The 7,744-nt window shown below is 50.5% G+C and carries 8 protein-coding genes; 1 reads left to right on the forward strand and 7 read right to left on the reverse strand.

Annotated elements, in window-relative coordinates:
- Positions 1-6 precede the first annotated feature (6 nt).
- A complete protein-coding gene (locus QMX91_RS13485) occupies positions 7-666 on the forward strand; it encodes a DUF2931 family protein (protein ID WP_282412867.1) in 660 nt (219 codons plus the stop codon).
- A 294-nt stretch (positions 667-960) separates the two neighbouring features.
- Here the strand turns inward: QMX91_RS13485 and QMX91_RS13490 are convergent, their stop codons facing one another.
- The 7 genes from QMX91_RS13490 to QMX91_RS13520 all read right to left on the reverse strand — a co-directional run bounded on the left by QMX91_RS13490 (position 961) and on the right by QMX91_RS13520 (position 7,631).
- Positions 961-1,527 carry a DUF3732 domain-containing protein gene (locus QMX91_RS13490; RefSeq protein WP_349016834.1) on the reverse strand — a complete coding sequence of 189 codons (567 nt, stop codon included), beginning with the start codon at positions 1,525-1,527 and terminating at the stop codon, positions 961-963.
- Positions 1,509-2,819 carry a hypothetical protein gene (locus QMX91_RS13495; RefSeq protein ID WP_282412868.1) on the reverse strand — a complete coding sequence of 437 codons (1,311 nt, stop codon included), beginning with the start codon at positions 2,817-2,819 and terminating at the stop codon, positions 1,509-1,511. The genes QMX91_RS13490 and QMX91_RS13495 overlap by 19 nt, the downstream gene beginning before the upstream one ends.
- Positions 2,816-3,274 (reverse strand): three component ABC system middle component, encoded by a 459-nt coding sequence (locus tag QMX91_RS13500; RefSeq protein ID WP_282412869.1) that lies wholly within the window; start codon positions 3,272-3,274, stop codon positions 2,816-2,818. Before QMX91_RS13500 ends, QMX91_RS13495 begins: the two co-directional genes overlap by 4 nt.
- 2 nt (positions 3,275-3,276) lie before the next feature.
- Entirely contained in the window at positions 3,277-4,491 is a 1,215-nt protein-coding gene (locus tag QMX91_RS13505; protein WP_282412870.1) for an ABC-three component system protein, read from the reverse strand.
- A 455-nt stretch (positions 4,492-4,946) separates the two neighbouring features.
- A complete protein-coding gene (locus tag QMX91_RS13510) occupies positions 4,947-6,053 on the reverse strand; it encodes a DNA alkylation repair protein (protein ID WP_282412871.1) in 1,107 nt (368 codons plus the stop codon).
- A gap of 2 nt (positions 6,054-6,055) precedes the next feature.
- The gene (locus QMX91_RS13515; protein ID WP_282412872.1) at positions 6,056-6,661 is read right to left on the reverse strand and encodes a glutathione S-transferase; all 606 of its coding nucleotides are present in this window, start codon (positions 6,659-6,661) and stop codon (positions 6,056-6,058) included.
- A 61-nt stretch (positions 6,662-6,722) separates the two neighbouring features.
- Positions 6,723-7,631: a MurR/RpiR family transcriptional regulator gene (locus tag QMX91_RS13520; RefSeq protein WP_007966905.1), complete on the reverse strand. Its 909-nt coding sequence runs from the start codon at positions 7,629-7,631 to the stop codon at positions 6,723-6,725.
- Positions 7,632-7,744 lie beyond the last annotated feature (113 nt).

Consider the following 7,744-nt stretch of genomic DNA (forward strand, 5'->3'; position numbering starts at 1 on the left):
AAACCAATGAAACTATGCATTGTGGCGGTATGCATGTTGTTACTGAGCGGCTGCCAGTCTGCCTCTCCGCTTTCCGTAAAAAACGACCCGAAAGCCGATTCGTGGGAGCTTGCGTTCACCGAACCCTATTACATGAAGGTCTGGGTTGAGGACAGTGCCGTCGAAGACATAAACGGCAAGCTATTCACGCGGACGGGAGGAGGCACAGCCGCTGGTGGTGAACCAGAGAATGGCAAAGAGTCGGCGCGCGGTTGGCATGCGGTAGGCGCGGCTGCGAAATCAGTGATTGGCGCTGGCTTGCCCAAACGCATTTACGTGCGCTGGCAATCCATTGTCGAGCCGCAGACCTATAAGGTATGGGTGGATGTGCCTGAAGAGGCGAGGCAACTGATGGTGCAATCGGTCAGTCAGCGGTGCCCGGAGACACCGGAGGAACAGGCCAGCTACAGCGCATCTATTTATCTGGGATTGGCTCCAGGGGGCGTTGTACAAGTTTTTGTTCGGGACGAGTGCCATCGCCCTGTCAAAGTCGCCAGAGCACAGGCAGAGGTCGAACCGCTGGGGCCTAGTCAAGGTAAGAACCAAGGGCGCTATGCGTATTCTGTCAGTGAAAAGACCAAGAGGTATATTGAGGAATTCGGCATACCTTATGGGATTTGGCAGTAGACATGCAGCAGAAACTTCTCTCGCCTGTCTTTCAGTGGCGTTCTTTTAAGTAATCATCTTTGACAGTTATCGGGTCAATGTTGGGTTCAACTAAGGTCCGCTCTCGGTCAGAAGCAGACGTTCGCAATCAGCCTCTTACGGCCAGAAACTGCTAATCCCGATTGCCGCTCCCTACGGTCAGACGACCTGACTAGATATTTTAGAGATTTTAATTAGATCTAATCAGGTTTTCGGATCAAATTTAGTTTGAGGAATAGGCCGCTCTGCAATTTCTTGCTGGTCCGGCCAGCTATATTAGCTTTGCGATCGGTCTTTCCATGTCAACGGAATTAAGGCATTAGCCTCTCGAAATTCCGGTAGCACATGTACGTTTTTTAGATTGCTGAAAACATCGACCGGTACGTGTTCAAGAACAATCATCTGAAACTCTGTACCATGCTTCGATTTCATTCGAGTTATAAAGTTATCCAGCATCACAAAAGCTTGACTGACCCGGGCAGCATCGGAGCTTTTTAGGTGAGCCTCATCCTTAACTTTCTCCTCACCGTAGTACGGGCGACTAGGTTGATCAATAAATAGAAAGCTTGGAACAAAGCGGGAGTTATTGACTACCGATGCCTCATGCAATGCGAGAAACAAAATCAGATGCATGAACATATGATTAGAGCTGCTTCCAACGTTTTCAACAAGTGAGGACTGGGGCTTTCTAAGCTGCAAGACATTGTGTTTAAAACTAAACGCTGGGTGCCAAGTAATGTAATTATCCATGACAAAGTCGGCTTCTACCAGCAATGCTTGCGCGATATCATCTATTTGGCGGTTGATATTTTGTCGAACTTCGATTACATCTTGGACGTTGATCTCTTCGGCTGCTTTCTGAAACCTAGGATTTTACCGCTATAACTATCTCGATCATCGCTTGATACCTCATGATACGATTCCAGCTTGGCCTCGATTTTTCCGATAAACCTAGCGTGATCAATCACGGTAGTAAATGATTTTGTTTTTTTAGGTAAAGAGTCTATGAGTTTTTGGTGTTCTCTCTTCTCGGCTTCCAAATCCCGCAGCATATTTGCAACCTGTGTATCTACAGGTTGCTTATTCGCAGTGGCTAGCTTTAATGCACGCAGATCAGCATTTAGACCATTTATCAAGTCATCAAAAATTTCTGTTTTGACAAGCTGATCTGTCTGATTAAGGAGCGTTTCTAATGGCTTTAAACTATCGAGCGTGAGTTTAAGCGTCGCCTTGTATTGTTTGTGCTCATCGGTGAACTCTCGAAGCTTTCGCATTTTTCGGTTGAGCTCAAACATTTTTGCCCTTGCGTCGGCAAAGCGTTTTGCATCTTGACCAGAAGCTTCTGGAGAGGGGCATCTATCTACAATGCTTTTCAGAAAATCGATGTCGACGACTTTTGGGACTTTTTCGATTAAGCCATATTCGGCAGCGGTAGCAGCGATTTCTCTCGCTTCACCCTCGAATAGACTCTTTCCGTTTGAAAGTTTTTCCTTCTTTTTCTCTAGACTGTCAATCTGCCGCAGGATGTCTTTTTTTCGTTCACGAGCACCGATATTGTCGAGGCTATCAATACCTAGGCTAAGGTCTAGAACTTGAGGAAGTGCCACCCGATACCGATCTTTCTGCTGATTATCAAAATAAACCTCGCTGTTGGTAATAGTGTTTTCCGAAATTGTATTCATTAGCATGAAATATCGGAATGACATCTGTGTTCCTTGCTTGAGGCCACGTCCGCCCCAGAGAACAACGCTGCTATCCAACCCAAACTCTGCTTGAAGGATTACCTTGATATCGTCGCTCTTAGCGTTCGGTTCAGGAACATCAGGCATTGTACCAATGCCTGAAAAATAAAATTGATCAGATACGCTTTGGGCAGTCGGGCTTTTTCTAGCCACGACGAAGGTCTTGTCGTTGATATAGAACTGCAGGCCGTACCACGCGACATTGTCATTGATTACATCGTGGGGCAGTTTATGTTCGCTAGAAAGTAGACAGTAATCAATAATATGCAGCAGAGAGGTTTTGCCGCGACTGCTACCGCCTGTAAGGATGTTAATCCTTCCACGCTCAAAATCTACATCACGCACTTCTTTATATTTAGACCATAGGCGGATTTTATCAATACCAAATTTCACAGTTGAACTCGCAAATTTAGATATAATTCTTCTTCGGAAGATTTAAGAAGGTGAGAAATTTCTCGTGCTGCGCTTGTAATAAGTTCTGCTCGCTTCCCAAGCGCATGCCTCGCTTCAAAAGGTTTTGCTTTACAGATGTTTCCGTCGTAATTAATTACGCCTAATCCATATAGTAGCTGTAGGCCATTAAGCGTATGAGTTAGACTTGCATGAAAGCGCTGACTGAAGTTGTGTACAAAGTCAGGTCTAATTGCTGTCAGGGAAGAAATCTCTCGTGAACGAGTATTCCCATTTGCTAAATACTTTATTGTGGGGGAATGCATTGCGAGAGGCATTATAAGTAATGCCTTAGGAAGAGAGAGTGTGTGACTATGATTTAGTGTCATTCCGATAGCCACCGCTGCGATGCCGGAGTTATTGTATCCGCTCCAGGTCAAAGTGCTTTTTTCGCTCATGCTCAAAACTTCTCCCAGTCTCTATGCCAACCAATTCGTCCTATATCCGAAAGCTCATATAACTCACCATTGGAATATTCGGTGCTAAGCTCGTCCTCGCCAAGCTTGTATTTTTCCTGGCGCATTTTATTAATAATTGCCTGCCCCTTTTCTTTGACCTCATCTGACTTACAGCCCCGGTAAGCCATGCGGTGATTGTTTTTCCATCTTAAATGCACTTCGTGGTGCATCGCTTGTACTTCATCATAAACTACCTCGCCACTCTGTTCCCACTGCTCTAAGCTACGTGCCAATCTTATTTTATGCGTAGAGTATTCCGTGATGATCTCATCTTCGTGATCATATACGTCATCGATCGATAGTAGTTGTTGAACGAATGGTTGTCTGAGTAAATCATCAGGAAGAGCTGGTTCAAATCGAAGGCTGGAGAGTTTGTTATTCCGCGCATCTTGAAAAATATTACAGTACTTATTATTAAAGTCATCAAAAGATACGGAAAAAGCCTTGCCGCTCAATATTGTTATGTAGTTTCTGTCTCGTATATTGGTGTTAAGGCGCTCGTAAACCTCATCAACTTTTCGAGGTGGAATAAATTTTTCAGCGATTGAGTTTTTTATCTTTTGAATGATTTCTGTCTCAGAAAGCTCGAAATGAACCTTCTTGAGGAAATCCCGCTTTACTGCTGCGGAAAGCTCGCTAACTGTACTTATATACCCCTTCATTGTGTCGTCTGATGTTGACGCCTGCAGTTCGGAGATTCTTGATAGAACTTTTTGGAGGTTCTCTGGTGTGTCATCTTCAACGTAAAAAGCTAATAATTTTCCAAACTTGTTAGAGCTGCTTTCGCTTTTGTTAGTTACAAGATGAAATTCAGTTTTAGAGATAAATTTTAGCTGAGCTGTTTCGTCTGCGCGGTCGGCGTTTGGATCAGAGATGACTTTGGCCCAATTATGAAGCGTCTTCCAAAGATCAACATCGAGCTCCGTGAGGGCGACAGGCTTTCCATCAGCTTGTTTCTGAATTGTATGTTTCAGTTGAAAAAGGAGCTGTAGATCACCATCAACATCGGTGTGAACATCGTCCTTGATTTCTAGACCAACAGACTGGCCTTTCCTTAGGTTTAATATCTTGTAAAGAAAATAGTAGTACTGGTAGTCGAAGCCCGCGCTGGCACCTGGTGCGGCTGTCTTCTCCATGAATGTTTTTGATATTCCCATTCATATATCTCAGTGTGAGCATTTTCGTAGGGCCATGATTGGCAATTACTGAGAACGCCATCCATGACTTATTCATCGGAACATGAGGCCATGGTTACTGAATGGATGCAACTATTTTGACATCACTTTGCTTGAAATTCGTAATTGAGCGCAGTCGCTGCGCATGCAAAAAGTGTATATGTATACAGTGTTTATACAAATTAACTGTACGTGTATACATATCTCGCACGATTGCGTCAGATCTGCCAGTTTGGGTATTTGCCAAGCACTCTCTCCGTGGAAATTGATCTTTAGCGAAAATATGTTCTAAAGAAGAGTCCCCACTTTTCTTAAATTAAACGACTGTTTCTGGCCGAGGCCTGTCGTTCATGAGCGTCCGCTGTTGGCCGAAAGCAGCCCATCCGAAATTCCCGATCAGTCCGAGTACTCCCAGATCAACGAATACACCCGTGCCCTCATCCAGCAACAATGTCGAATGCAGCACTCCCCAAAACCTCCCCATTAACCATAACCCGCACCCCATGCCGCCCCACAAAATGCCTCCGCGTCGTAAAGTCCCTAATCACCTGCCGCCTCCCCACAACCACTTCCCCAAATCCCGCCAACCCCACCGTCTTCAACTTGAAAACCTTCCCCGACACCCCGCCATTCGCCTTCACATAGTCAATCGCATAATCAATCACCAACCGCTGTTCATGCGCGACCGTCGACTTCACCGTAAACGACAACGTAATCGCCTCACCCAACCTCACCACCGCCGGTTCAACCCGCACATCCAGCAACTCAACCTCAGCCTTTGCCCCCGCACCAATCACCGTCAGCGCGCGCAGATCTCCCTGTTTGATCAAGCTGCGCAACGCATGCTTGGCAATCCACGCCGTGTGTTTGTTCTCTAGTGGCCAGCCTTCAATCGTGCCCAGCACCCATTCCGGATGTTCCTTGGTCACGTCATTCAGATGGTTCGCCACGGATTTGCGCACGTACAGACTCTCGTCGGCTTTCAACCGATCAAGGATTCCGGCGGCCAGTTGTGGGTTGGCTTGCACGGCTTCGAGGCGAAATGACCAGGGCAGGCGGGGGCGGGTGCCTTCGCTGGCGAGGCGGCGGATGTGGTGGTTTTGGTCTTGGGTCCAGTCGCGCATGAGTTCCAGCGAGCGTTCGAGGTCGCTGCGCAGGAAGTGGCGGATGGCGAATTCGGAGGAGCCGAAGGTGGTGAAGTATTTCAGTGCTTGCATCGAGGTATCGAAGGCGTGGCCGCCGTAGCTGGCGACGTAGTGCGGCAGGCACATGCTGACGAATCCGCTGTTGAGGCGGGGGGCGAGTTGGCGGAGGACTTCGAGGGAATCTTCGTAGTCCAGTGGCAGCACGGCGTGCAGGCTTTCGCTGACGCGGGCCATGCGTTGCATCACTGACAATTCCGCCAGCCCTTGGTTGGCGTGCTTGAGAAACGCCTTGGCCTTGAACGCCGGGTACACGGCGCTCATTTCGCTGGCGATGTGTTGCAGGCGTTCGGCGTTGAAGATTTCCTTTAACGCCGGGGCGGCGGTGTCGGTGGTGCTCATGGTCAGGTCATCGGGGTGCTGACGAACGCTTCGAGGGTTTCGGCGTACGCGGTGTATTGGGCGATGTGCGGGTAGCGGCGGGTGTCGATCTGGTCGGGGACGACAAGGCCGGTGAAGCTCCAGGCGACGGCGAGGCTGATGCCGGCCTGGCTGAGGGTGCCGTCGGTGGGCAGGCCGGTTTTTTCCAGTTCCTGTTCGAGGGCGGTGAAGGCGGCGGCGAGTTGGCCTTCGACGCGCTCGACCCACGGTTGGTATTGAATGTCGGCCGGGCGCAGATTGCGTTCGTAGTAGAGCTGCACGGCTTTTTCGCAGGCGGCGAGGCTGAGGCCGATCAGGCGCAGGGCGTGGGCGCGTTGTTTGAGGTCGGTCGGCAGCAGGCTTTTGCCGCTGGCGGCTTCGAGGTAGTCGAGGATGAGGGTGGAGTCCATCAGGACCACGCCGTCATCGAGGATCAGCGTGGGCGCCTTGACCACCGGGTTGATCTGCTGGAATTGCTCGAAGTGGCGGAACACCGAGACCGATTCATGTTCGAGGTCGATGCCGAGGCGTTTGGCGGAGATCGCCACGCGGCGCACGTAAGGGGAGTCCAGCATGCCGATCAGTTTCATGACGCGTTCCTTCAAGTCGAACCGGTGGGAAGGCATAACCTAGCCGAGCCTGAGGTAAATGTCAGTCGTCAAAACCGGCTTGTTCGTGAATCTCATCCACATTCAATTCCAGCCGATACGCCACCGCCACAAATAACGCCTGACACAAACACAAGGTCGCACTCAGCGAACGAAACGCCAATGCGCTGCCCTCATTCACCAGCAGCAGGCTGTTGGCGTTTTTGGCCAAAGGCGAGAGATGGCTGTCGGTGAGGATCAGGGTGTTGGCCTGTTGCTGGCGGGCGTAGCGCAGGCAGTGCTGGGTTTCCTTGGCGTAGGGGGTGAAGCTGATGGCGATCACCAAATCGCCGCTACGCACGCTGCGCATCTGCTCGCGATAACTGCCGCCCAGCCCGGAAACCAGGTGAATGCGCTTGTGAGTATGTTGCAAGTTGTAAACGAGGTAGTCGGCGACGGCGAAGGAGCGGCGCACGCCGACGACATAGATGTTGTCGGCGTTGACGATCAGGTCGACGGCTTTTTCGAACGCGACGTCGTCGAGTTCGCGGCCCAGGCGTTCGATGCCGGAGCGGGTGGCGTCGATGCATTCGCGGGCGAGGTCGCCGTCGCTGGCTTGCTGCGACTGGTTGGCGATCATGCTGCGGATGCGTTGCTGGTAGTTGTGCACCGGCGAGGCTTTGTGGGTGTAGGCGGCGCGGAATAGCGCCTGCATTTCGCTGAAGCCGCTGAAGCCGAAGCGTTGCGAGAAACGCACGATGGCGGATGGGTGCACCTCGCATTCCCGGGCGATGTCGCTGATGCGATCGACCATGATCCGGTCGCTTTGCTGGCTCATGTAGCTGGCGATGCGCTTGAGTTGGCGCGGCAGGGTGTCGTATTCGTCGGTGATCAGTTGCAGCAGACGCTCGGCATTGATCGGGGGGCTGGCGAGGGGGCGCTCGTCGTTGGCCGGCAGATCGGGGCGGGGCATAAGTTATCCTTCGGGCTGATCAAATCACACTGTGGCGAGGGAGCTTGCTCCCGCTGGACTGCGAAGCAGGCCCACTGCTTCTTAAAGTTGAAGAGCAAGGGCCGCTTCGCGCC

It is taken from the genome of Pseudomonas sp. PS01299 (assembly GCF_029960145.1).
GTDB lineage: Bacteria > Pseudomonadota > Gammaproteobacteria > Pseudomonadales > Pseudomonadaceae > Aquipseudomonas > Aquipseudomonas putida_A.

Coding starts and splice junctions, on each gene's coding strand:
- QMX91_RS13485 (WP_282412867.1), top strand. CDS start 7: ATGAAACTATGCATTGTGGCGGTATGCATGTTGTTACTGAGCGGCTGC.
- QMX91_RS13500 (WP_282412869.1), bottom strand. CDS start 3,274: ATGAGCGAAAAAAGCACTTTGACCTGGAGCGGATACAATAACTCCGGC.
- QMX91_RS13505 (WP_282412870.1), bottom strand. CDS start 4,491: ATGGGAATATCAAAAACATTCATGGAGAAGACAGCCGCACCAGGTGCC.
- QMX91_RS13510 (WP_282412871.1), bottom strand. CDS start 6,053: ATGAGCACCACCGACACCGCCGCCCCGGCGTTAAAGGAAATCTTCAAC.
- QMX91_RS13515 (WP_282412872.1), bottom strand. CDS start 6,661: ATGAAACTGATCGGCATGCTGGACTCCCCTTACGTGCGCCGCGTGGCG.
- QMX91_RS13520 (WP_007966905.1), bottom strand. CDS start 7,631: ATGCCCCGCCCCGATCTGCCGGCCAACGACGAGCGCCCCCTCGCCAGC.